We start from the raw sequence: 22,980 nt of genomic DNA, 5'->3' as shown, positions 1-22,980 counted from the left end.
GGTAACAAAAAGAAAGGGCGCGAAATCGCGCCCTTAGTCGTGCTGTATGCTTACTGTTACCTGAGGTAAGTCAGCATGTCTTTTGACGCCGGGGTCATGAAGTCGACGGACATCATCACGCTTAACGCGGTGATAGCGACAATCGAGAACACAAACAGTTTACGTGCCCAGACGCGATCGTTCTGAGTTTTGTAACCTGACAGTGCCATACCCAGCCACCAGACGCTGACTGCGGCAGCAACAACCAGATACTTATATCCGGCGTAGCCCACCAGCGTCAGCATCAGGGTGGCAACCATAAACGCGATGATATACAGCGTGATATGGTTCTTTGCCACAGAAATGCCTTTCACTACCGGCAGAACCGGGATATTGGCTGCCTGATAATCGTTAAAGCGGAAGATAGCGATCGCATATGAATGCGGCATCTGCCACAGGCTAAAGATTGCCAGCAGGATCAATGCACCCGCGTCAAACTGGTTGGTAACCGCACAGTAGCCAATCACGGGAGGTGCTGCACCGGAGAGGCTGCCAATCAGAGTGCCGTATACGGAATTGCGCTTCATGTACAGGCTGTAAACGCCGACATAAACCACAAAGCCCATCACCGCCAGCCACATGGCCAGCGGATTTGCGCCGAAATACAGCATTGCGAAGCCAGCAATACCTAACACGGTTGCATAAACCAGGCTTAATTTCGGAGAGATGAGGCCTTTAACCAGCACCCGATTCTTGGTTCTCTCCATTTTTTTGTCGATGTCACGGTCGATAAAGTTGTTATAAACACAACCTGATGCAACCACCAGCGAGACGCCGACTAAGGTGAAGAGAAACAGGGCATAATCAATGCTGCCTTTAGAAGCCAGCAGAAATCCCCCGATGACAGAAATTAAATTCCCGAAAATAATTCCTGGTTTTGTTACTTGCAGGTATTGCTTAATCATCACAGTAGCTCTGTTAGTGGCTCATCATGTTGTAGTTGAGGTTCCACATAATCCATAGCGAGCCGACAACAACAATCAGGATGATAAGTGCTGCAAACACGATAGCAATCAGGTTCCAGCCGCCCTCAGACTTGCTGTCCAGATGCAGGAAGTAAACCAGGTGCACCAGCACCTGGACAACTGCACACACCAGAACAACAGTGAGGATGGTCGCTTTAGAAGCGCCGCCGTCCATGACCATCCAGAATGGGATACCTGTCAGAATGATCGACAGGACAAAGCCGATCATATAAGACTTCACGCTACCGTGAGAAGCGCCATGTTCAGTTGCTGAATGGCTCATTACATAACCCCCATCAGGTAAACAATGGTGAATACGCAGATCCACACCACATCCAGGAAGTGCCAGAACAGGCTGAGGCACATGATACGGGTACGGTTGCTGTCAGTCAGGCCGCGAGAAGCAACCTGATACATCAGCACCAGCATCCAGATCAGACCCGAAGTCACGTGCAGACCGTGAGTCCCTACCAGCGTAAAGAACGCAGACAGGAAACCACTGCGGTCCGGTCCAAAGCCTTCTTTAATCAGGTGATGGAATTCATAGATTTCCATACCGATGAAGCCCAGACCAAACAGGAAGGTCATCGCTAACCAGCCGATGACAGCACCTTTCTGCTTGTTGTTCATGTTGATGACTGCAAAACCATAGGTAATGGAGCTCAACAGAAGCAGGGCAGTTTCCACCAGGACGAAGGGCAGTTCAAAGATATCTTTGCCTGCCGGGCCGCCTGCGGTGTTATTAACCATCACACCATACGTCGCAAACAGGGTTGCGAAGATGATGCAGTCACTCATCAGGTAGATCCAGAAGCCAAAGACTTTGTTGGCCCCTGCATCGTGATGCCCATGCTCCGCATGGGCGTCGTGGTGTTTAGTCACAGTTTCAGTCGACATTTTTCAGACCTGCTTTGCTAATTTCGTCAAAGTGCTGATTCTCAATTTTCTGAATCTCAGCAACAGGAACGTAGTAATCCACGTCATTGTCAAAGCTCTTGACGATCCAGGACACGATAATGGCCAGGAATGACAGGCCTACCAGCCACCAGATGTGCCAGATTGCTGCAAAACCGAAGATCACACTGAAGAAACCAATTACCACACCGGCGCCGCTGTTTTTCGGCATATGAATTTCTTCATAATGAGTCGGCTGTTTATACGCTTCGCCTTTTTCCTTCATTTCCCAGAACGCATCACGCTCGTGGACTTCAGGAACAACAGCAAAGTTATAGAACGGTGGTGGTGAAGAGGTTGCCCACTCCAGAGTACGGCCACCCCACGGGTCACCTGTCACATCACGCAGCTGTTCGCGGTCGCGGATCGACACGTAGAACTGGGTAATCTGGCAAATAACACCACAGGCAATCAGGCCAGCACCACATGCTGCAACAACCAGCATTGGGTGGAACTGTGGATCGATGTCCTGGCTGATACGACGGGTCATACCCATGAAGCCCAGCACGTACAGCGGCATAAAGGCAACGAAGAAGCCAATAATCCAGAACCAGAACGCGCGGATACCCCAGGTTTCATTCAGCTTGAAGCCGAATGCTTTCGGGAACCAGTAAGTCACACCAGCAAAGCAACCAAACACCACACCGCCGATAATCACGTTATGGAAGTGGGCAATCAGGAACAGACTGTTGTGCAGAACGAAGTCAGCACCTGGCACGGCCAGCAGAACCCCGGTCATACCACCTACAGAGAAGGTGACCAGGAAGCCAACGGTCCACAGCATACAGGAGTGCATTTCAATGCGGCCCTGGTACATGGTGAACAGCCAGTTGAAGATTTTAACACCGGTCGGGATGGCGATAATCATCGTCATAATACCGAAGAAGGCGTTAACGTTGGCACCCGCACCCATGGTGAAGAAGTGGTGCAGCCACACGATAAAGGACAGGATGGTAATAACCACCGTAGCCCAAACCAGTGAGGTGTAGCCAAACAGACGTTTTTTCGAGAAGGTAGCAACCACTTCCGAGAACACACCGAAGACCGGCAGAACCAGGATGTAGACTTCCGGATGACCCCAAACCCAAATCAGGTTGACGTACATCATCATGTTGCCGCCCATATCATTGGTAAAGAAATGGAAACCAAGATAACGGTCAAGGGTCAGCAGAGCCAGGGTCACGGTCAGAACCGGGAACGCAGCGATGATCAGTACGTTAGTACACAGGGATGCCCAGGTGAAGACCGGCATTTTGAACATGGTCATGCCAGGCGCACGCATCTTCATGATGGTCACGAAGAAGTTGATACCTGTCAGGGTCGTCCCGATACCGGAGAGCTGTAGACTCCATATCCAGTAGTCAACGCCGACTCCCGGACTGTATTCCGCCCCCGAAAGTGGTGGGTAAGCCAGCCAGCCGGTCTGTGCGAATTCACCCACACCCAGTGACAGGTTAACCAGAACGACACCCACAGCCGTGAACCAGAAGCTCAGGTTGTTCAGGAACGGGAAGGCCACATCGCGTGCGCCGATCTGCAATGGAACAGCAATGTTCATCAGACCAACAACAAACGGCATCGCTACGAAGAAGATCATGATCACGCCGTGGGCGGTGAAGATCTGGTCATAGTGGTGCGGTGGCAGAATGCCAGCTTCACCCGCAGAGGCAAGCACCTGCTGGGTACGCATCATCACAGCATCGGCAAAACCACGCAGCAGCATGACGAATGCCATGATGATGTACATGATACCGAGTTTTTTGTGGTCAACGGATGTCAGCCACTCGGTCCACAGATATTTCCACTTACCGAAGTAAGTCAGTGCGGCGACAAGCGCCAGACCGCCAAGAATAATGGCGGCAACCGTAACCATGATAATCGGTTCATGATACGGCACTGCATCCAGTGTTAATTTTCCAAGCATCGTATTATTCCTCGGCTCCCGCGTGAGCGGCGTTACTCATATCCATGCCTTCATGGCCTTCGCCGTGGGACATGTCCATGCTTCCACCGTGGTTCATCTGGAACTGACCAATGATGTCTTTAAACAGTCCAGGTTTCACACTAGAGAAGAATTCCACCGGGTGATTTTCGCTAGGCGCTGCCAGCTTATTAAAATCATCCATTGTCATGAGGGTTTCTGGAGATTGCTTCGCTTTCGCTACCCACTGCTCGAAAGTCGCTTCGTCAGGTGTTGCAATCGCTTTAAACTTCATACCAGAGAAACCACGACCACTGAAGTTCGAGGAGATACCATTAAACGTACCGGCTTCATTCGCAATCAGATGTAATTTAGTTTGCATGCCCGCCATAGCGTAAATCTGGCTACCGAGGGTAGGAATGAAGAAGGAGTTCATTACGGTGTTTGAAGTGATCTTGAAGCTCACCGGGCGATTAGCCGGGAAAGCAATCTGGTTTACGGTAGCAATACCCTGTTCCGGGTAAATGAACATCCATTTCCAGTCAAGCGAGACAACTTCAATCTCGAGAGGTTTCGCGTCATGTACCAGTGGCTTACTTGGTTCCAGAGCGTGGGTTGATTTCCACGTCAGAATGCCAAGGAAGACAATGATCAAGATCGGCACAGTCCATACTACGGCTTCCACTTTGTTCGAGTGTGACCAGTTTGGGCTGTATTTCGCATTGGTGTTAGATGCCCGATATTTCCAGGCGAACACCACGGCCATCAAGACTGCGGGGATTACGACGATCATCATCAGGCCAAAGGCCGTCAAAATCAGCGAACGTTGCTCCATTGCAATCTGTCCTTTGGGATTTAATAACGCACTATCACAACCACTTAACAAAATCATGCTTGTGATTAATGACAAAATCCCCAAACTTTTATTGTATTTACTGAGTCTCATTTAACGACCTCAATGACAAGGGCTCTATTGTCGTTTAAGTGTGGCGGCATTTTACGGGAAGGTTTCAGTACTGTAAACCTGCATCAGGCTGTGTCAGCGGGGTGTTGACACCTTTTGCAAACGCTGTCACATATGTTACGGCACGTGACAAAATATTAATGCTGGCAAAGGGTTGGCGCCAATATAACAAAATCCGATGAAAAAAACCGTACAAAAATTGTATCTGCTATAACCAGCCATTTTATGTACCAATTATTTAACAACTCCTTATCATTTGCGTGATATTAATTAACCAAAACTAATTACGCACCGGTTTTTAATACCTGAAAATGATGAGCATCAAGCGTTGAGTTTTTTTTTCCTCCCTCATAAATCGTAAAAAATTTATTTCACATCAAGCATTCCATTTTACTGATGTGTTACCTTCGGGCTGAGCATCGCATAGCGCGAAATCAGCCCGGTTTTGTTAACTTATTGTTGGCAGAATAATTTCATTAACAATGCTGCCTGCCGGTCAAAAAAGGCCATTAATTGGGGCGCGCATGGGCTTTTTTCAGTGCCAGGAAGTCGAGCAGCGTTCCCGCAACAACCCCGCTCAATACCAGTAAAATACCCGCTTCAAATAGCGTGGTACTCAGTGTGCTCACTGTCAACCCACCCAGCGCACTTACTGCCAGCATTAGCAGCCAGACAGCCAGCAGCGCTCCCCCGGCGATGAGTCCACGCAGCGCCCAGCGGTAGCCTGAACGGAAGGCCGTACGTGGCAGAAAGTCGGCATTATTCTGGGCATATTCCAGCGTTGAACGACAGCCGAGCAGCAGCAGCAGCCCTGGCAGTGCGGCGACGACTGAGAACGCATAAAATGTTGGCCAGCCCCAGGTTTCGACAAACCAGCCAGCGACCGGGCCGACGTATACGCGGCCAATGGCCGACAGGGCAGAGAGCAGCGCAAACTGTGTGGCGGAGAAAGAGCGGTTACACAGCGTCATCAGCAGCGCCACGAAAGCCGCCGTGCCCATACCGCCACAGAGGTTTTCCACTGTCACCGCCGCCGCCATGCTGTAAAGATGTTTGTCAGTCACCGACAGGATCCAGTAACCCAGATTCGACACGGCCTGCAAAATGCCGAACAGCATCAGGGCGCGGAACAGGCTGAGGCGCTGCATCAGCACCCCCCCGGCCAGCGCTCCTATAATGGTTGCGATCAGCCCCAGCGTTTTATTCACCAGCCCGACGTCACCTGCGTCAAAGCCGACGCCGCGGATCAGGAAGATAGTCGTCAGACTGGCAGCGAAAGCATCTCCCAGCTTATAGAGGACGATCAGCGACAGGATCAGCCAGGCATTATTGCGGTTGAAGAAATCACGCAGTGGTGCAACGACAGCCTCTTCCAGCGTATGGGGTCGATCTGCGGTTGTCTCCGGTTCTTTTGCCAGCAGGGTGGCAATTACGCCAGGCAGCATCATGGCGGCCATCAGCCACCAGATTGCCTGCCAGCCAAGAAAGCGATCCGCCAGCCATAGCGCCAGACCGCCGGAAACCAGCATCGCCAGGCGGTAGCCCAGCACGCTGATGGCTGCGCCGCTGCCGCGCTCACTGGCCGCCAGCACATCGGTCTTCCATGCGTCAAATACAATATCCTGAGAGGCCGAACAGAAGGCCACCAGCACCGCCAGCGCGGCGAGCAGCGTCAGGTCACGCGATGGCTGCATGAAGCCCATCAGCGCGATACCGACAATCAGGAGAAGTTGGGTCAGCAATAACCAGCCACGCCTGCGGCCGAGAAACGGCGGCGTGTAACGGTCCATCAGGGGGGACCACAGAAACTTGAAAACGTAGGCCTGGCCGACGAGAGAAAAGAAGCCGATGGTTTTAATATCGATATTCTCTACCGCCATCCACGCCTGTAGTGTGCCGGAGGTGAGCGCCAGAGGCAGACCAGAAGCAAAGCCGAGTATCAGAAGTAGGGCAGAATTACGCCGGGTGAAAATGTGCAGATAGTGATTGGACATACGGACCTTAAATCGGGCCCGGCAGGACGCCGGGCCAGAGAGATTAACGCGCGTTTTGCTTAATGAAGTCGTTAACGCTGGTGTCCTGTGCCATGTCGGCAATCACGTCACCCAGTGTGTTGTTGACGACATTGGTGATTTTCTGATTAGTGGCAGAGAATGCGCCCTCAACACTGCTGGTCTGGCGATAATTCTTCACCTGCTTACTGCCATTTTTAGCGGTAGCAATGATAGAGATATCCGCTTTAGTGGTGATGCTGTAGCGCACGTTACCCTGGGTGACGTCGGCATACAGGCCGTTAACCACGATCTGCAGATCGACTGCGCCGCTTGGGCCAACCATGTAACCGCGAGCGGTCATCTGCTTCTCCAGCGTTTCCTGTAACAGGAAGCGCAGGTCACGGGTTGGCGTCAGCGTAATCAGCTGGCCATCACGGTTTACTTTCGCCAGTGCCTGATCGCTACGCTGGTCGGCCCCCGTAATACTAATGGTGATGCCCATCAGGCTTGGGTCGCGCTGCGGCAACTGAATTTTTGGTGAAATGTCGAGCGTATTGCTGCTCCCTGCGCAGCCAGCCAGAATAAACACGGCCAGCAGAGGGAAAAATAATTTTTTTAACATGCTTATTTTCTCGATTTCGTGGGTAGTATTGCTGACAAAACTGCCGTCATCATATCATTGCCTGTCGACAGGGGAAGCCCCGACAGGGCGTAAATTCATCGCGTTGCGAATTTTTCCGACTTCCGCGCGCGTAACCATTCGACCTCATCTCTGCCGCTACGTTGCATCACCGTATTTGAAAAGTGTATAGCGGCAGTAAATATTCGTTAATGTGCAGCGGTTTTGTAGAAAAACCGACTACGATTTAAAGGGATGGGGCGCAGTTCTCTGCATCAGAGGAGTTCAGGTATGATCCGTGAACAAATAGAAGAAAAGTTACGTACGGCGTTTTCACCCGTGCATCTCGAAGTGCATGATGAAAGCTATCGTCACAATGTTCCTGCAGGCGCAGAGAGTCACTTTAAAGTCGTGATTGTCAGCGACAGCTTTAACGATCAGCGTTTTCTTAGCCGGCATCGTGCCATCTATGGGGTACTGGCGGATGAGCTGGCGGGTAGCGTTCATGCGCTGGCATTACACAGCTATACCCTTAAAGAGTGGGCGGGGTTGCAGGATACCGTTCCGGCCTCACCAAACTGTCGCGGGGCCGGCACGCTGGCGTAGCCCGATGTCACAAACTGAAAAAACGGCCTCCGGGCCGTTTTTTTCATTTAAAGAGACTCAAAAACGCGACAGCCAGCAAATTCTTGCGGTTTGATGGCAAAAATGTAAAAAGTAGCGGGGTTTGGGCGAGTGTGTAGCCTCGACTCATCAGGACGTTGTCGCTATAATGCTGCGTCTATTTTTCCGGAATGTCTTCGGGACGCTTCTGTAAAACAGGGAATGTGGTTCTGACATCAGAAGCCGTCCCGGTTCTTAGATTCATCCTGCTACTCAACAGCAGGGTACGTCTGAAGTTGACCGAGCACGTGATTTTTTGAGGTAATAAGATGCAAGTTTCAGTAGAAACAACTCAGGGCCTGGGCCGTCGCGTAACGATTACCGTTGATAAAGATGTGATCGAAAAAGCGGTGAAAAGTGAGCTGGTCAGCGTAGCTAAGAAAGTACGCATTGACGGTTTCCGCAAAGGAAAAGTACCGATGACTGTTGTTGAACAACGTTACGGTGCTTCTGTTCGCCAGGACGTCCTGGGCGATCTGATGCAGCGCGGCTTTGTCGATGCGATCATCAAAGAAAAAATCAATCCGGCTGGCGCACCTAAATATGTGCCAGGCGAATACAAAACCGGTGAAGACTTCACATTCTCCGCTGAGTTTGAAGTGTACCCGGAAGTTGAACTGCAGGGTCTGGAAGCCATCGAAGTTGAAAAACCGGTGGTGGAAGTGACTGATGCTGACGTTGACACCATGCTGGACACCCTGCGTAAGCAGCAGGCCACCTGGAAAGAAACCGATGCCGCAGCAACGGCTGAAGACCGTGCAACTATCGACTTCTCCGGTTCTGTTGATGGCGAAGAGTTTGAAGGCGGCAAAGCGTCTGACTTCGTACTGGCAATGGGCCAGGGTCGTATGATCCCAGGCTTCGAAGAAGGTGTTGTCGGCCACAAAGCGGGCGAAACCTTTACTATCGACGTTAACTTCCCGGACGATTACCACGCTGAGAACCTGAAAGGTAAAGCAGCGAAGTTTGAAATCGTACTGAAGAAGGTTGAAGAGCGCGAGCTGCCAGAATTCACTGAAGAGTTCATCAAGCGCTTCGGCGTGGAAGATGGTTCTGTTGCAGGTCTGCGTGCTGAAGTGCGTAAGAACATGCAGCGTGAACTGAAAGGCGCCGTACGTAACCGCGTGAAAAATCAGGCAATCGACGGTCTGGTGAAAGCCAACGACATCGAAGTTCCTGCTGCCCTGATCGACGGTGAAATCGATGTGCTGAAGCGTCAGGCTGCACAGCGCTTCGGTGGTAACGAGAAGCAGGCTCTGGAGCTGCCTCGTGAACTGTTCGAAGAGCAGGCTAAACGCCGCGTTGTGGTTGGGCTGCTGCTGGGCGAAGTGATTCGCACCCACGAGCTGAAAGCTGACGAAGACCGTGTTAAAGCGCTGATCGAAGAGATGGCTTCTGCTTACGAAGATCCATCAGAAGTGATCGAGTTCTACAGCAAAAACAACGAGCTGATGAACAACATGCGTAATGTCGCGCTGGAAGAGCAGGCTGTTGAAGCCGTGCTGGAAAAAGCGAAAGTGACTGAAAAAGCCACTAACTTCCAGGAACTGATGAACCAGACCGCTACGGCCTGATCTTCAGACTTGTGAGTTGACGCGAAGCCCGCAGCCTTCTGGTTGCGGGCTTTTGTCGTTTATGGGCTAAAATCACACTGCTTTTATGGGCTATTTGCGCATTTAATCTGCAAAATATCGACTATGCTGCTTTTCCTGGTTAGCAGTTGATAAAAACGTTGTTATGCTTGAAATAGCGGGGGAACATCCCCAAATCGGTACAACGAAGTCATCAGACCCGATAACTGTCCGGACGGCATCGGGTGTAAGGCCTGGAATCATAGTGTTCCTGATCGCTCTCAAGTAGAATCACTACAGAGTGTTGCCAAATGAAATTTATCCAGGAGACGATAATGTCATACAGCGGCGAACGTGAACAAACTGCACCTCATATGGCTCTGGTGCCAATGGTGGTCGAACAAACCTCTCGCGGAGAGCGTTCTTACGACATCTACTCGCGCCTGCTGAAAGAGCGCATTATTTTCCTGACAGGCCAGGTCGAAGACCATATGGCCAACCTGATTGTCGCGCAGATGCTGTTTCTGGAAGCGGAGAATCCTGAAAAGGATATCCACCTGTACATTAACTCTCCTGGTGGGGTTATCACCGCAGGAATGTCGATCTACGACACGATGCAGTTCATTAAACCTGACGTCAGCACAATTTGCATGGGGCAGGCCTGTTCGATGGGAGCCTTCCTGCTGACCGCCGGGGCTAAAGGCAAGCGTTACTGCCTGCCTAACTCCCGCGTGATGATCCATCAGCCGCTGGGGGGGTTCCAGGGGCAGGCGTCCGACATTGACATCCACGCCCGTGAAATCATCAAAACTAAACAGATGATGAACGAGCTGATGGCGAAACATACCGGACAGACAATTGAAACCATTGAGCGTGATACCAATCGTGACCGTTTCCTTTCGGCCAGCGAATCTGTCGAGTACGGCTTAGTGGATTCTGTTCTGTCTCAGCGTAACTGATTTAACATGTTGTTGTAACAAGGTGCCGTTGCCTTCGCAGGTTGCTTTGGGAGCGGCCTGCGTAACTAACCCCTGGTGGGAAGGTGAGTGTGACAACTGAGGGGAAGTAAATGACTGATAAACGCAAAGACGGTTCAGGGAAACTGCTGTACTGCTCTTTCTGCGGCAAAAGCCAGCACGAAGTGCGTAAGCTGATCGCCGGCCCGTCGGTGTATGTCTGCGATGAATGCGTCGACTTATGCAACGACATTATTCGCGAAGAGATCAAAGAAGTTGCGCCGCACCGCGAGCGTAACTCGCTGCCCACGCCGCACGAAATCCGCCAACACCTTGATGACTACGTGATCGGGCAGGAACGGGCCAAGAAGGTGCTGGCAGTTGCGGTGTATAACCACTACAAGCGCCTGCGTAACGGCGACACCAGCAACGGTATCGAGCTGGGTAAAAGTAACATTCTGCTGATCGGCCCGACCGGCAGCGGTAAAACGCTGCTGGCCGAGACGCTGGCGCGCCTGCTGGACGTGCCGTTCACTATGGCGGACGCCACCACGCTGACCGAAGCCGGTTACGTGGGTGAGGATGTGGAAAACATCATTCAGAAGCTGCTGCAGAAGTGTGACTACGACGTGCAGAAAGCGCAGCGCGGCATCGTCTACATTGATGAAATCGACAAAATTTCACGCAAGTCAGACAACCCGTCGATTACCCGCGATGTGTCCGGCGAAGGCGTGCAGCAGGCGCTGCTGAAGCTGATTGAAGGCACCGTGGCGGCCGTACCGCCGCAGGGCGGGCGCAAGCATCCGCAGCAGGAGTTCCTGCAGGTCGACACGTCTAAGATCCTGTTTATCTGCGGCGGGGCGTTTGCCGGCCTGGATAAAGTGGTGTCGCAGCGCGTGGACACCGGCACCGGCATCGGTTTTGGTGCGTCGGTGAAGGGCAAGTCAGAGAAAGCGACCGAAGGCGAGCTGCTGGCGCAGGTGGAGCCGGAAGATCTGATCAAGTTTGGTCTGATCCCGGAATTCATCGGCCGTCTGCCGGTGGTGGCAACGCTGACCGAGCTGAGCGAAGACGCGCTGATCCAGATCCTGCGCGAGCCAAAAAATGCGCTGACCAAGCAGTACCAGGCGCTGTTTAACCTGGAAGGGGTGGAGCTGGAGTTCCGTGAAGATGCGCTGACGGCGATTGCGAAAAAAGCCATGTCGCGTAAAACCGGCGCCCGTGGCCTGCGCTCGATTGTGGAAGGCGCATTGCTGAACACCATGTACGATCTGCCGTCGATGGATGACGTGGAGAAAGTGGTGGTGGATGCCCCGGTGATCGAGGGCGACAGCGAGCCGAAGCTGATTTACGGCCAACCCGAAGCGCAGCAGGCATCAGGCGAATAACCTGATGCTATCGCAATAAAAAAGCCCGCAATCTGCGGGCTTTTTTTATGACTGCAAAGCCGTTAGGCTTTCAGTTCATCCCACTGGCTGATGACGTGGGTGGTAATACCGTAATCAACCGCCTGTTCCGGGCTCATCCAGTAGTTACTGTCGGTGTCTTTCTCGACTTTTTCCAGCGGCTGACCTGTCGCTTTGCTGATCAGCTGGTTAATGCGCGCACGTGCACGCAGCAGCTCTTTCGCTTCAATCTCAATATCAGAGACTTTACCGCGAACGCCACCCAGTGGCTGGTGGATCATAAAGCGGGTATTCGGCAGCGAGTAGCGATTGTCTTTATCCGCCGCGAGGAAGATGGTGATGCCCGCGCTGGCAACCCAGCCCGTACCGATGACCAGCACTTTGGGCTTCACAAATTTGATCATGTCGTGGATGGTATCACCGGCTTCGACATGGCCACCCTGGCTGTTAATAAACAGCTTGATCGGCTCATCACCCATCTCCTGCAGGATCAGCAGCTGTGCGGTGACTTTCTCGGCCAGTGCCTGATTGATCTCACCAGAAATGATGATAGAGCGTGACTGCAGTAGTTTATTCACTGCCAGCGATGAATTCTTCTCTTCCTGCCCGTTTTCTTCTTTATTCGGTTCTTGAGGCATGTTTTACACTCCATCGGATAATCATAAGTGACCAGAGTTTAGCATAATCCATTTAGCAGCTAAATCAACTGTAATATCAGGTCGCATTTGTCAATTAAAACATAAAGTTAAATGTTTTTCTCTCCGGTTTTTTCCCTCTTTGTTTGTTTTTTGTACCTGGTGAGCACGGTCATGTTTTTGGCGCCCTGTCACGCAACATGCGGGACTTTTACTCCCAATTGCAGAGGGAAATGGGCTATATTAAGCTCTGGTACGTGTAAATTTAGCAAGGCATGAGGTTAACTGATGACAGATAAGCGCAAAGACGGTTCAGGGAAACTGCTGTACTGCTCTTTTTGCGGCAAAAGCCAGCATGAAGTGCGTAAGCTGATTGCCGGCCCGTCAGTCTACATCTGCGATGAATGCGTCGACTTATGTAACGACATTATTCGCGAAGAGATCAAAGAAGTTGCGCCGCACCGCGAGCGCAACTCGCTGCCCACGCCGCACGAAATTCGCCACCATCTTGATGACTATGTGATCGGTCAGGAACGGGCCAAGAAGGTGCTGTCGGTCGCGGTGTATAACCACTACAAGCGCCTGCGTAACGGCGACACCAGCAACGGTATCGAGCTGGGTAAAAGTAACATTCTGCTGATCGGCCCGACCGGCAGCGGTAAAACGCTGCTGGCCGAGACGCTGGCGCGCCTGCTGGACGTGCCGTTCACTATGGCGGACGCCACCACGCTGACCGAAGCCGGTTACGTGGGTGAGGATGTGGAAAACATCATTCAGAAGCTGCTGCAGAAGTGTGACTACGACGTGCAGAAAGCGCAGCGCGGCATCGTCTACATTGATGAAATCGACAAAATTTCACGCAAGTCAGACAACCCGTCGATTACCCGCGATGTGTCCGGCGAAGGCGTGCAGCAGGCGCTGCTGAAGCTGATTGAAGGCACCGTGGCGGCCGTACCGCCGCAGGGCGGGCGCAAGCATCCGCAGCAGGAGTTCCTGCAGGTCGACACGTCTAAGATCCTGTTTATCTGCGGCGGGGCGTTTGCCGGCCTGGATAAAGTGGTGTCGCAGCGCGTGGACACCGGCACCGGCATCGGTTTTGGTGCGTCGGTGAAGGGCAAGTCAGAGAAAGCGACCGAAGGCGAGCTGCTGGCGCAGGTGGAGCCGGAAGATCTGATCAAGTTTGGTCTGATCCCGGAATTCATCGGCCGTCTGCCGGTGGTGGCAACGCTGACCGAGCTGAGCGAAGACGCGCTGATCCAGATCCTGCGCGAGCCAAAAAATGCGCTGACCAAGCAGTACCAGGCGCTGTTTAACCTGGAAGGGGTGGAGCTGGAGTTCCGTGAAGATGCGCTGACGGCGATTGCGAAAAAAGCCATGTCGCGTAAAACCGGCGCCCGTGGCCTGCGCTCGATTGTGGAAGGTGCATTGCTGAACACCATGTACGATCTGCCGTCGATGGATGACGTGGAGAAAGTGGTGGTGGACGCCCCGGTGATCGAGGGCGACAGCGAGCCGAAGCTGATTTACGTCCAGCCTGAAGCGCAGCAGGCATCTGGCGAATAAATAAACAAATCAATCCAGTTAGTTATCTGAAAAGGGGGAAAATGTTCCCCCTTTTACTTTTCTCGTAACCCCATCATTGAATCTATTCCGTTCATCCCCATATACTCAGATACCTGTGGGTCAAACTGCACTTTGTCTGGATGATGCGGTTCCCCTTACCCTGGCGGAAATTAAACTAAGAGAGAGCTCTATGAATCCTGAGCGTTCTGAACGCATTGAAATCCCTGTGTTGCCGTTGCGTGACGTAGTGGTTTATCCGCACATGGTCATTCCGTTGTTTGTCGGTCGTGAAAAATCCATTCGCTGCCTTGAAGCCGCCATGGATCATGACAAAAAAATCATGCTGGTCGCTCAGAAAGAAGCTTCAACGGATGAACCTGGCATTAACGACCTCTTCTCAGTCGGGACTGTTGCCTCTATTTTGCAAATGCTGAAACTCCCCGACGGCACAGTAAAAGTGCTGGTGGAAGGTTTACAGCGTGCACACATCACCACGCTGTCAGATAACGGCGAACATTTTTCGGCTCAGGCGGAATACCTGGAATCGCCTGAGATTGAAGAGCGCGAGCAGGAAGTGCTGGTGCGTACGGCGATCAATCAGTTTGAAGGTTATATCAAGCTGAATAAGAAGATCCCGCCGGAAGTTCTGACCTCGCTTAACAGCATCGACGATGCTGCGCGTCTGGCCGATACCGTGGCTGCACATATGCCGCTGAAACTGGCTGATAAACAGTCCGTTCTGGAAATGTCAGACATTAATGAACGTCTGGAATATCTGATGGCGATGATGGAATCGGAGATTGACCTGCTGCAGGTTGAGAAACGCATCCGTAACCGCGTCAAGAAACAGATGGAAAAAAGCCAGCGTGAGTACTATCTGAATGAGCAGATGAAGGCGATTCAGAAAGAACTCGGCGAAATGGACGATGCGCCAGATGAAAACGAAGCGCTGAAACGCAAAATCGACGCGGCAAAAATGCCGAAAGAAGCGCGTGACAAAACCGAAGCCGAACTGCAAAAGCTGAAGATGATGTCACCGATGTCGGCGGAAGCGACGGTTGTGCGTGGCTATATCGACTGGATGGTTCAGGTGCCGTGGAATGCGCGCAGCAAGGTGAAGAAAGACCTGCTGAAAGCACAGGAAACCCTGGATACCGACCACTTCGGTCTTGAACGCGTGAAAGATCGCATTCTCGAATATTTGGCAGTACAGAGTCGCGTCAGCAAAATTAAAGGCCCGATCCTCTGCCTGGTGGGGCCGCCTGGGGTAGGTAAAACCTCTCTGGGCCAGTCGATCGCCAAAGCGACCGGCCGTAAATACGTCCGTATGGCACTGGGTGGCGTCCGTGATGAAGCGGAAATTCGCGGTCACCGTCGTACTTACATCGGTTCCATGCCGGGCAAACTGATCCAGAAAATGGCGAAAGTGGGGGTTAAAAACCCGCTGTTCCTGCTGGATGAGATTGATAAGATGTCTTCGGACATGCGCGGTGACCCGGCTTCAGCTCTGCTTGAGGTGCTGGATCCGGAACAGAACATTGCTTTTAACGATCACTATCTGGAAGTGGATTACGATCTCTCCGATGTGATGTTCGTCGCGACCTCTAACTCGATGAACATTCCGGCACCGCTGCTGGATCGTATGGAAGTGATCCGCCTGTCTGGCTACACCGAAGACGAAAAACTTAACATTGCGAAACAGCACCTGCTGTCGAAGCAGATTGAGCGTAACGCGCTGAAGAAAAATGAACTGACCGTGGACGACAGCGCCATTGTTGGCATCATTCGTTACTACACCCGTGAAGCGGGCGTGCGTAGCCTTGAGCGTGAACTCTCCAAGCTGTGCCGTAAGGCAGTGAAAACCTTGCTGATGGATAAAACCATCAAGCACATCGAAATTAACGGCGATAACCTCAAAGATTATCTCGGCGTGCAGCGTTATGACTATGGCCGTGCCGACAGCGAAAACCGCGTGGGCCAGGTTACCGGTCTGGCGTGGACGGAAGTGGGGGGTGACTTGCTGACTATCGAAACCGCCTGCGTTCCGGGCAAAGGTAAGCTGACCTACACCGGCTCGCTGGGTGAAGTCATGCAGGAATCTATCCAGGCGGCACTGACCGTGGTGCGTGCCCGCGCTGAGAAGCTGGGCATCAACAGTGACTTCTACGAGAAGCGTGATATTCACGTGCACGTTCCTGAAGGCGCTACGCCGAAAGATGGTCCAAGTGCCGGTATTGCAATGTGTACCGCGCTGGTTTCCTGCCTCACCGGTAACCCGGTGCGCGCTGATGTTGCCATGACCGGTGAAATTACGCTGCGTGGTCAGGTCCTGCCGATTGGTGGCCTGAAAGAGAAACTGCTGGCAGCGCACCGTGGCGGCATCAAAACCGTGTTAATCCCGGACGAGAATAAACGCGATCTGGAAGAAATTCCGGACAACGTGATTGCCGACCTGGTGATTCACCCGGTGAAACGCATTGAGGAAGTTCTGGCCCTTGCGCTGCAAAATGATCCTTCCGGCATGCAGGTTGTAACGGTAAAAAAGTGATTTAAGGCAAACTCACTGTAAAACTACGGCTGGCAAGTGAATTGGTGCTTGCCAGCCTTTTTTTGTGCCGTTAAGTTAGGATGCTGTTAAGCCAGTGACGGCAAGGTTGCGGGTTGCTGAGGCTCAACAAGCTCGGGCTGAACAGCCATAACCAATGACGCACGTACGTTTCCGGTAGAAAGCCGGTAACAGTGTAAAAAATAAAAGAGGGGATGATTGAGTGAATAAGTCACAGTTGATCGACAAAATTGCTGCAAACGCCGATATTTCTAAAGCTGCAGCGGGACGTGTGTTAGATGCTTTCATCGGTTCAGTTACTGAATCTCTGCAGGCTGGCGATGAAGTGGCGCTGGTCGGCTTCGGGACTTTCTCTGTGCGTGAACGCGCTGAGCGTACCGGTCGTAACCCACAAACTGGCAAAGAAATTACCATCGCTGCAGGCAAGGTCCCTGGCTTCCGTGCCGGTAAAGCGCTGAAAGACGCCGTTAATTAAGTGCGTTGAAGCGTCGCAGAAGCAGATTTCTTCGGCGTTTTGAGGATCGCCAACGCGTTCTCATGTAACATACGGGGCACATCAGCAATCTGATGTGCCTTTTTTATGTTTCAATGACAAACGCGTGCTGCGGTTGTCTAAAATGGCTGAGTGCGTCCTCGGGAACGCGGGACGGCAGCGCAAGGTTTTACATTCACACTACAGCGGAGTGTTGTCACACCATGATGGACAATTTACGCGCGGCGTCGAACCATGTCGTGCTCAAAATTTTACTGGGCCTGATCATCCTGTCCTTTGTCCTTACCGGCGTAGGCGGGTATCTGACGGGCGGTAACGGTGATTACGCAGCCAAAGTGAACGGACAGGAAATCAGTCGCGCGCAGCTTGAGCGTGCTTTCAGCAGCGAACGTACTCGTCAGCAGCAGATGCTGGGCGAACAGTTCTCCGCACTGGCCGGTAACGAAGGTTACATGCAGCAGATCCGCCAGCAGGCGCTCTCTCAACTGATTGACGAAGTGTTACTCGACCAGTATGCCAAAGACATCGGCCTGGCCATCAGTGACGAGCAAATCAAGCAGGCGATATTTAGCCAGCCCGCTTTTCAGACTGACGGTAAATTTGATAACGCTAAGTACATGAGCCTGATCAGCAATTTGGGTTTCTCAGCCGACCAGTACGCGGAAGCACTGCGTAAGCAGTTGACTACCCAGCAGCTGATCCAGTCCGTGACGGGTACCGATTTTGTGCTGGGTAATGAAACGGATTCTCTGGCCGCGCTGGTTTCTCAGCAGCGCCTGGTGCGTGAAGTGACGATCAACGTCAACGCCCTGGTCGCGAAGCAGACCGTGACCCCGGAAGAGATCAACAACTATTACCAGCAGAATAAGAACAGCTTTATGACGCCTGAGCAGTTCCGTGTCAGCTACATCAAACTTGATGCAGCCAGCATGCAGCAGCCGGTAAGCGAGAGCGATATTCAGAGCTGGTACGATCAACATCAGCAGGAATACACTCAGCCGCAGCGCGATCGTTACAGCATTATTCAGACCAAAACCGAAGCGGAAGCGCAGTCGGTGGTTGACGCGCTGAAGGCTGGCGGTGATTTTGCCGCGCTGGCAAAAGAAAAATCAGCTGACCCGATCTCTGCCCGTAACGGTGGTGATATGGGCTGGCTGGAGCCGGCTACCACGCCGGACGAGCTGAAAGAGGCTGGTCTGAAAGAGAAAGGTCAGCTTTCTGGCGTGATTAAGTCATCCGTTGGCTTTATCGTGGCGCGTCTTGATGACATTCAACCGGCTAAAATCAAAGCGCTGGCGGAAGTTCATGATGAAATTGCTGCGAAAGTGAAGCAGGACAAAGCGATCAGCGCCTATTACAAACTGCAGCAGCAGGTCAGCGATGCCGCCAGCAATGACAATGAGTCACTGGCCAGTGCTGAGCAGGTTGCCGGTGTGAAAGCCGTGGAAACTGGCTGGTTTGGTCGTGACACTCTGCCTGCGGAGCTGAATTTTAAAGCCGTACAGGACGCGATCTTTAACGGCGCTCTGGTCGGTCAAAGCGGTACGCCGGGCAGCAACTCAGAGGTGATCAACGTTGATGGTGACCGCGCCTTCGTGTTGCGCATCAGCGAGCATAAGCCAGAAGCGGTGAAAGCGCTGAATGACGTGACCGCGCAAATCACTGAAACGCTGAAGCAGCAGAAAGCGAAGCAGGAAGCGAAAGCCCAGGCCGATAAGCTGCTGGCTGAGCTGAAAGCCGGTAAAGGCGATGAAGCCCTGAAAGCGGCCGGTCTGAGCTTTGGTGCTGAGCAGACGCTGTCACGCACGGGTCAGGATGCCCTGTCCCAGGCGGCGTTCACGCTGCCGCTGCCGTCAGAGGGTAAACCTTCCTTCGGTATTAGCGAAGATGCGCAGGGCAATGTGGTAGTGATGGCGCTCGATAAAGTGCAGAAAGGCACCATGCCGGACGCGCAGAAACAGGCGCTGGTCCAGGGCATAACCCAGAATAATGCTCAGCTGGCCTTTGCAGCGATGTTGAGTAATCTGCGTAAAGAAGCCAAAATCAAATACGGTGCGGCTGCGCAGGCACAGTAAGCCTCGCAAATTCACTGCAACTGATTGCAATACCAAAAGGCCGCTTATGCGGCCTTTTCCATTTCTGAAATCTGCCGTTTGCCGGGTGGAGAGCGTGGCGTTAGGGTAGCCATGCTGTCTAACACATGGAGGAAAACAGCATGTTAAATCGTACTTTACAGGCAATGACTTTTGTACTGTCAGTGGGACTGGCTTTGCCAGTGATGGCCAGCGTTGCACCGGCGCAGGAGAAAGCGGCGTTGGCTGAAGCCCCGGCAGCGGTGAGAAGTCAGGGGGATAACACCGCCCAGGTGAGTATTAACCATGCCACAGCGCAGGAACTGGCTGCCGTAATGAATGGTGTCGGGATTAAAAAAGCAGAGTCGATTGTGAGCTACCGGGAGAAATACGGCCCCTTCACTCAGGTGGACCAGTTGAAAGAGGTGCCGGGCATGGGGAACACGCTGGTGGAACGTAATCTGTCCCATCTTAAATTGTGATCCATCTTCCGGGTCAGTGATGCGCACTGCAAACTTTGCGTACTTGCTGCTAATCTCTAGGAGGTCATACCAGTTGGTATGGCCTTTTTTATCAATGAGGATCCCTGATGCAGACCACGATTAAAGTACGCGGCTATCACCTGGATGTTTATCAGCATGTGAACAACGCCCGCTATCTCGAATTTCTTGAAGAGGCGCGCTGGGCGTGGCTTGAACAGCATGAGGCATTCCACTGGATGAATCAGCACGGCCTGGCCTTTGTGGTGGTCAATATCAACATCAACTATCGTCGTCCGGCCGTGATGGGTGATGTGCTGATTATCGACAGTGAAGTGATCAGGCTGGGCGGGAAGAGTGGGGTGATGGGGCAGAAGGTGTCGCTGGAGTCTGACGGTAGCGAGGTGGCTGATGCGCTGCTGACGTTCGTTTGTATTGATCTGGACTCAAAGAAAGCCCTGCCGCTGGACGGTGAGCTTCGGGCGCACCTCGAAACCCTGTAGGGGCGAGGTCTGCCTCGCCCTGGCGTTAAATCACTGCAATCCGGTTTTGGTTTTCATTGCGAGCATAACGGCAGCCGGATTTTGCTGATACTCGTGCAGCCCGTTGGCGCGCAGATGACAGGCCGCACATTCACCGCAGCCGTCGCCCTGAATGCCGTTATAGCAGGTCAGCGTCTGGTGACGGATCAGGGGAAGCTGCTGCCAGTACTCGGCCAGAGCCCAGGTCTCTGCTTTATTAAGCCACATCAGCGGTGTCTCGAAACGGATATCGCGCGCCATGCCCAGGTTTACCGCCTGATTCAACGCTTTAACAAATTCGTCGCGGCAGTCGGGATAACCGGAGAAATCCGTCTCGCAAACGCCGGTGATCACCGCCTCGGCTTCAATCTGGTAAGCGTAAATCGCCGCGAAGGTGAGGAACAGGATATTGCGGCCCGGCACAAAAGTACTCGGCAGGCCGCTGGCATCCGGGTCGTAAGCCGGGACCGGGATGTTATCGCGCGTCAGGCTGCTGACGGCCAGCTCATTCAGCATGGTCACGTCCAGCACTTTGTGCGCACGCGCGCCCAGTGCCAGTGAAAGATCGCGGGCAATGTCGATCTCGGCGCGGTGGCGCTGTCCGTAATCAAAGGTTACGCAGTGGACCTCATCATACTGTTGTAAGGCCTGAATCAGACAGGTTGTTGAATCCTGCCCACCGCTGAACACCACCACTGCACGTTTCATACTTTGTCTTCCCCATTATTGTCTGGCGCTATGGTAATACCTCGCTGGCGAGAAAGGTATCCTCTTTTATTGTTCTGGTCGCCTGTGCCCCTGCTCATGAAATAGTAACTGGCGGCGGGATCCACGCACGGGAGAAATCAAACCAGCCCCATGCGTTCAGGTGAATGCCTTCCACATCCGGCGGTGCACTGACCTGGTAGCGATAGTTAAATAGCGGAGTGATAACGGCGTCATTCATCAACTGCTGATACAGCGTTTTCACGTGATGGTGGCGTTGTTCCAGCTGCGGGTAGTGTTGCACATCATCCAGCCTGTTGCGCAGTTGTTCCCAGCCAGAATCACCGGTCAGTACCGGCCACAGCGGGTCAAGGCGGAGCCAGCTCTCCAGCGTGAACACCGGCGCTTCACCAATCAGCCGGTCACCCATCACCAGATCGGCTTCTGCCAGCGCGGGATAATCCTGCCAGTTTTTTTGCGGATGAAAGCTGAGGCTCAGCGTGCATCCCTGGCTGGCCAGCAGCTGCTGCAATCTGGTGGCCATCGCATGCAGCTCTACCGGCAGGTGATAGTGCAGGCTCAGCCGTGCGGGCAGAACAATATCCGCATCTGGCTGCCAGTCCGGGATATGCCAGCCCGGCAGCATTTCACGGCTGGGGGTAATCAGCCCCTCCTCCAGCGGGAGCTGTTCGATAATGCCGGATTGATGTACCAGCGACATAATATGCCGGGCCTGTGCGGCCGAGAGTCCGGCGCGTTTACCAATTGCCAGATAACAAAAGCCGAGGCTGATACGCTGGCTGACCGGCTGCAGTGCGGTTAAATCCTGCTGCGCGCCGATAGCAATCTGTACCGGATGGCGACAGCTGGTTCCCAGTTCGGGGTCAAACAGCCGGGGCGCAATCCAGTATTCAATGGCCTGCATCAGAGGGTGAGTGGCGTGATACCAGCCGTGGCTTTCCAGCCGCACCAGTGAGGGCGAGTTGATCATCAGCCGCCACGGTCCCGCACCGATTTCCGGGTTCTCAGGATGGGGCAGCAGGCAGGGTACGCTCGCCAGCCGGTGAGCCAGCCAGTTATCGGGTCTTTGCAGGTCGATGCGCAGACAGAGTGCATGAGCCTCGCTGACGCTGATAACCCCGGACAGCAGGCGCTGGCCGCAAGGGCTGTCAAGGATCATCTCCAGCCGCTGCCGTAACTGCCCGGCGGTGACCACTTCGCCGTGGTGCCAGCGCAGCTGCGGGCGTAAAAAGAAGAACCAGCTCAGACCGTCATCGCTGACCTGCCAGTGGTGTGCCAGGTCGGGAACCGCTTCATCACCCGCCAGGCGGCTTAAACCGGCAAACACCTGATGGGCAAGGTGCTGTTCCGCACGGCCTGGCTGCATCAGCGGGCGTAGCGGATCCAGCGAGCGGTAATAAGGGATACGCAGCGTGGGCTGATTGTTCTGCCACTGTCCCCCCATGAAAGGCTGTAAAAGCTGGCTAAGCTGTTCCGTGGCCAGCGGCACCAGCTGCAGTGCATGCTGTGGATGGCCGTTGTCGAGCTGCTGCAACATCAGCTCACTGCGTAATGTCGCGGGGGACTGCAGGAAGGTCAGACAACCGCGTTTTCCTCGTCCGGAACTGGCCTGCCAGTCAAGCCAGCCGCTGTTCTGCCACTGGCTTAACAGCGTCCGGACGTGACGTTCACTGCAAAAGCAGCAGGTGGCGATTTCTGCGACGCTGGTGGACTGGGGCTGCCCTGCACTGTGCTGCCACAGGCGTTGATACTGGTTCAAACGGTTGATCTGTCTCATTTCACCTTAAACCCTAAACCCGGAACAGTTTAAAGAAACTATTCACTATTAGTTCCGTAAATACCAGAGGATACTCAGTACAAATAACCCCCCCCT

The 22,980-nt window shown here is 53.2% G+C and carries 20 protein-coding genes; 10 read left to right on the top strand and 10 right to left on the bottom strand.

Translation table 11 applies throughout. The features are described from left to right. Positions 1-56 precede the first annotated feature (56 nt). From cyoE to ABEH87_RS09190, 7 genes are all read right to left on the bottom strand, one after another. Positions 57-944 (bottom strand): heme o synthase, encoded by an 888-nt coding sequence (gene cyoE, locus ABEH87_RS09220; protein WP_346575906.1) that lies wholly within the window; start codon positions 942-944, stop codon positions 57-59. Positions 945-957: 13 nt separating this feature from the next. After that, entirely contained in the window at positions 958-1,287 is a 330-nt protein-coding gene (locus ABEH87_RS09215) for a cytochrome o ubiquinol oxidase subunit IV (RefSeq protein ID WP_346575904.1), read from the bottom strand. Next, a complete protein-coding gene (locus tag ABEH87_RS09210) occupies positions 1,287-1,901 on the bottom strand; it encodes a cytochrome o ubiquinol oxidase subunit III (protein WP_346575902.1) in 615 nt (204 codons plus the stop codon). Before ABEH87_RS09210 ends, ABEH87_RS09215 begins: the two co-directional genes overlap by 1 nt. Next, a complete protein-coding gene (cyoB, locus tag ABEH87_RS09205; protein ID WP_346575901.1) occupies positions 1,891-3,882 on the bottom strand; it encodes a cytochrome o ubiquinol oxidase subunit I in 1,992 nt (663 codons plus the stop codon). Before cyoB ends, ABEH87_RS09210 begins: the two co-directional genes overlap by 11 nt. 4 nt (positions 3,883-3,886) lie before the next feature. Continuing rightward, positions 3,887-4,825, bottom strand: a complete 939-nt coding sequence (cyoA, locus tag ABEH87_RS09200; protein ID WP_346575899.1) for a cytochrome o ubiquinol oxidase subunit II — start codon at positions 4,823-4,825, stop codon at positions 3,887-3,889. Between the two features lie 527 nt (positions 4,826-5,352). Beyond that, positions 5,353-6,837, bottom strand: coding sequence for a muropeptide MFS transporter AmpG (ampG, locus tag ABEH87_RS09195; RefSeq protein WP_346575897.1), 1,485 nt, complete (start codon positions 6,835-6,837; stop codon positions 5,353-5,355). A gap of 43 nt (positions 6,838-6,880) precedes the next feature. Continuing rightward, a complete protein-coding gene (locus ABEH87_RS09190) occupies positions 6,881-7,459 on the bottom strand; it encodes a lipoprotein (protein ID WP_346575895.1) in 579 nt (192 codons plus the stop codon). Positions 7,460-7,747: 288 nt separating this feature from the next. Between ABEH87_RS09190 and bolA the strand changes: the two genes are divergently transcribed. The 4 genes from bolA (at position 7,748) to clpX (ABEH87_RS09170) (ending at position 12,034) form a co-directional block, all read left to right on the top strand. Beyond that, a complete protein-coding gene (gene bolA, locus ABEH87_RS09185; protein ID WP_346575893.1) occupies positions 7,748-8,062 on the top strand; it encodes a transcriptional regulator BolA in 315 nt (104 codons plus the stop codon). A gap of 326 nt (positions 8,063-8,388) precedes the next feature. After that, entirely contained in the window at positions 8,389-9,693 is a 1,305-nt protein-coding gene (tig, locus tag ABEH87_RS09180) for a trigger factor (RefSeq protein ID WP_346575891.1), read from the top strand. A 332-nt stretch (positions 9,694-10,025) separates the two neighbouring features. Continuing rightward, a complete protein-coding gene (gene clpP / locus ABEH87_RS09175; RefSeq protein ID WP_154752377.1) occupies positions 10,026-10,649 on the top strand; it encodes an ATP-dependent Clp endopeptidase proteolytic subunit ClpP in 624 nt (207 codons plus the stop codon). A 110-nt stretch (positions 10,650-10,759) separates the two neighbouring features. After that, entirely contained in the window at positions 10,760-12,034 is a 1,275-nt protein-coding gene (gene clpX / locus ABEH87_RS09170; RefSeq protein WP_346575889.1) for an ATP-dependent protease ATP-binding subunit ClpX, read from the top strand. 62 nt (positions 12,035-12,096) lie between these two features. Here the strand turns inward: clpX (ABEH87_RS09170) and ABEH87_RS09165 are convergent, their stop codons facing one another. Beyond that, positions 12,097-12,690, bottom strand: coding sequence for an ATP-dependent Clp protease proteolytic subunit (locus ABEH87_RS09165; protein ID WP_346575887.1), 594 nt, complete (start codon positions 12,688-12,690; stop codon positions 12,097-12,099). A 285-nt stretch (positions 12,691-12,975) separates the two neighbouring features. Between ABEH87_RS09165 and clpX (ABEH87_RS09160) the strand changes: the two genes are divergently transcribed. The 6 genes from clpX (ABEH87_RS09160) (at position 12,976) to ABEH87_RS09135 (ending at position 20,363) form a co-directional block, all read left to right on the top strand. After that, positions 12,976-14,250, top strand: a complete 1,275-nt coding sequence (gene clpX / locus ABEH87_RS09160; RefSeq protein WP_346575885.1) for an ATP-dependent protease ATP-binding subunit ClpX — start codon at positions 12,976-12,978, stop codon at positions 14,248-14,250. Positions 14,251-14,440: 190 nt separating this feature from the next. Further along, positions 14,441-16,798, top strand: a complete 2,358-nt coding sequence (lon, locus tag ABEH87_RS09155; protein ID WP_346575883.1) for an endopeptidase La — start codon at positions 14,441-14,443, stop codon at positions 16,796-16,798. A gap of 220 nt (positions 16,799-17,018) precedes the next feature. Then, complete coding sequence (gene hupB, locus ABEH87_RS09150; RefSeq protein ID WP_346575881.1) at positions 17,019-17,291, top strand: nucleoid-associated protein HU-beta; 273 nt, start codon at positions 17,019-17,021, stop codon at positions 17,289-17,291. A gap of 221 nt (positions 17,292-17,512) precedes the next feature. After that, complete coding sequence (gene ppiD / locus ABEH87_RS09145; RefSeq protein ID WP_346575879.1) at positions 17,513-19,384, top strand: peptidylprolyl isomerase; 1,872 nt, start codon at positions 17,513-17,515, stop codon at positions 19,382-19,384. Positions 19,385-19,524: 140 nt separating this feature from the next. Beyond that, a complete protein-coding gene (locus ABEH87_RS09140) occupies positions 19,525-19,863 on the top strand; it encodes a helix-hairpin-helix domain-containing protein (protein WP_346575877.1) in 339 nt (112 codons plus the stop codon). A 107-nt stretch (positions 19,864-19,970) separates the two neighbouring features. Continuing rightward, on the top strand, positions 19,971-20,363 hold the full coding sequence (locus ABEH87_RS09135; RefSeq protein ID WP_346575875.1) for a YbgC/FadM family acyl-CoA thioesterase: 393 nt from the start codon (positions 19,971-19,973) through the stop codon (positions 20,361-20,363). Positions 20,364-20,393: 30 nt separating this feature from the next. Here ABEH87_RS09135 and queC read toward each other — a convergent pair whose 3' ends face one another. After that, entirely contained in the window at positions 20,394-21,089 is a 696-nt protein-coding gene (gene queC, locus ABEH87_RS09130; RefSeq protein WP_346575873.1) for a 7-cyano-7-deazaguanine synthase QueC, read from the bottom strand. Between the two features lie 94 nt (positions 21,090-21,183). Beyond that, positions 21,184-22,884, bottom strand: a complete 1,701-nt coding sequence (locus ABEH87_RS09125; protein WP_346575871.1) for an SgrR family transcriptional regulator — start codon at positions 22,882-22,884, stop codon at positions 21,184-21,186. Positions 22,885-22,980 lie beyond the last annotated feature (96 nt).

Source organism: Erwinia sp. Eh17-17, from assembly GCF_039675725.1.
Classification (GTDB): domain Bacteria; phylum Pseudomonadota; class Gammaproteobacteria; order Enterobacterales; family Enterobacteriaceae; genus Erwinia.
The sequence above is the reverse complement of the archived record's forward strand: the minus strand, read 5'-3'. Positions and strand labels throughout refer to the sequence as shown.

Excerpts from the sequence above, each read along its gene's own strand:
- cyoB (WP_346575901.1), bottom strand. The coding sequence starts at position 3,882 with ATGCTTGGAAAATTAACACTGGATGCAGTGCCGTATCATGAACCGATT.
- cyoA (WP_346575899.1), bottom strand. The coding sequence starts at position 4,825 with ATGAGACTCAGTAAATACAATAAAAGTTTGGGGATTTTGTCATTAATC.
- lon (WP_346575883.1), top strand. The coding sequence starts at position 14,441 with ATGAATCCTGAGCGTTCTGAACGCATTGAAATCCCTGTGTTGCCGTTG.
- queC (WP_346575873.1), bottom strand. The coding sequence starts at position 21,089 with ATGAAACGTGCAGTGGTGGTGTTCAGCGGTGGGCAGGATTCAACAACC.
- ABEH87_RS09135 (WP_346575875.1), top strand. The coding sequence starts at position 19,971 with ATGCAGACCACGATTAAAGTACGCGGCTATCACCTGGATGTTTATCAG.
- clpP (WP_154752377.1), top strand. The coding sequence starts at position 10,026 with ATGTCATACAGCGGCGAACGTGAACAAACTGCACCTCATATGGCTCTG.
- cyoE (WP_346575906.1), bottom strand. The coding sequence starts at position 944 with ATGATTAAGCAATACCTGCAAGTAACAAAACCAGGAATTATTTTCGGG.
- clpX (WP_346575889.1), top strand. The coding sequence starts at position 10,760 with ATGACTGATAAACGCAAAGACGGTTCAGGGAAACTGCTGTACTGCTCT.
- ampG (WP_346575897.1), bottom strand. The coding sequence starts at position 6,837 with ATGTCCAATCACTATCTGCACATTTTCACCCGGCGTAATTCTGCCCTA.
- ABEH87_RS09190 (WP_346575895.1), bottom strand. The coding sequence starts at position 7,459 with ATGTTAAAAAAATTATTTTTCCCTCTGCTGGCCGTGTTTATTCTGGCT.
- ABEH87_RS09165 (WP_346575887.1), bottom strand. The coding sequence starts at position 12,690 with ATGCCTCAAGAACCGAATAAAGAAGAAAACGGGCAGGAAGAGAAGAAT.
- clpX (WP_346575885.1), top strand. The coding sequence starts at position 12,976 with ATGACAGATAAGCGCAAAGACGGTTCAGGGAAACTGCTGTACTGCTCT.
- tig (WP_346575891.1), top strand. The coding sequence starts at position 8,389 with ATGCAAGTTTCAGTAGAAACAACTCAGGGCCTGGGCCGTCGCGTAACG.
- ABEH87_RS09125 (WP_346575871.1), bottom strand. The coding sequence starts at position 22,884 with ATGAGACAGATCAACCGTTTGAACCAGTATCAACGCCTGTGGCAGCAC.
- ABEH87_RS09210 (WP_346575902.1), bottom strand. The coding sequence starts at position 1,901 with ATGTCGACTGAAACTGTGACTAAACACCACGACGCCCATGCGGAGCAT.
- ppiD (WP_346575879.1), top strand. The coding sequence starts at position 17,513 with ATGATGGACAATTTACGCGCGGCGTCGAACCATGTCGTGCTCAAAATT.
- bolA (WP_346575893.1), top strand. The coding sequence starts at position 7,748 with ATGATCCGTGAACAAATAGAAGAAAAGTTACGTACGGCGTTTTCACCC.
- ABEH87_RS09215 (WP_346575904.1), bottom strand. The coding sequence starts at position 1,287 with ATGAGCCATTCAGCAACTGAACATGGCGCTTCTCACGGTAGCGTGAAG.
- ABEH87_RS09140 (WP_346575877.1), top strand. The coding sequence starts at position 19,525 with ATGTTAAATCGTACTTTACAGGCAATGACTTTTGTACTGTCAGTGGGA.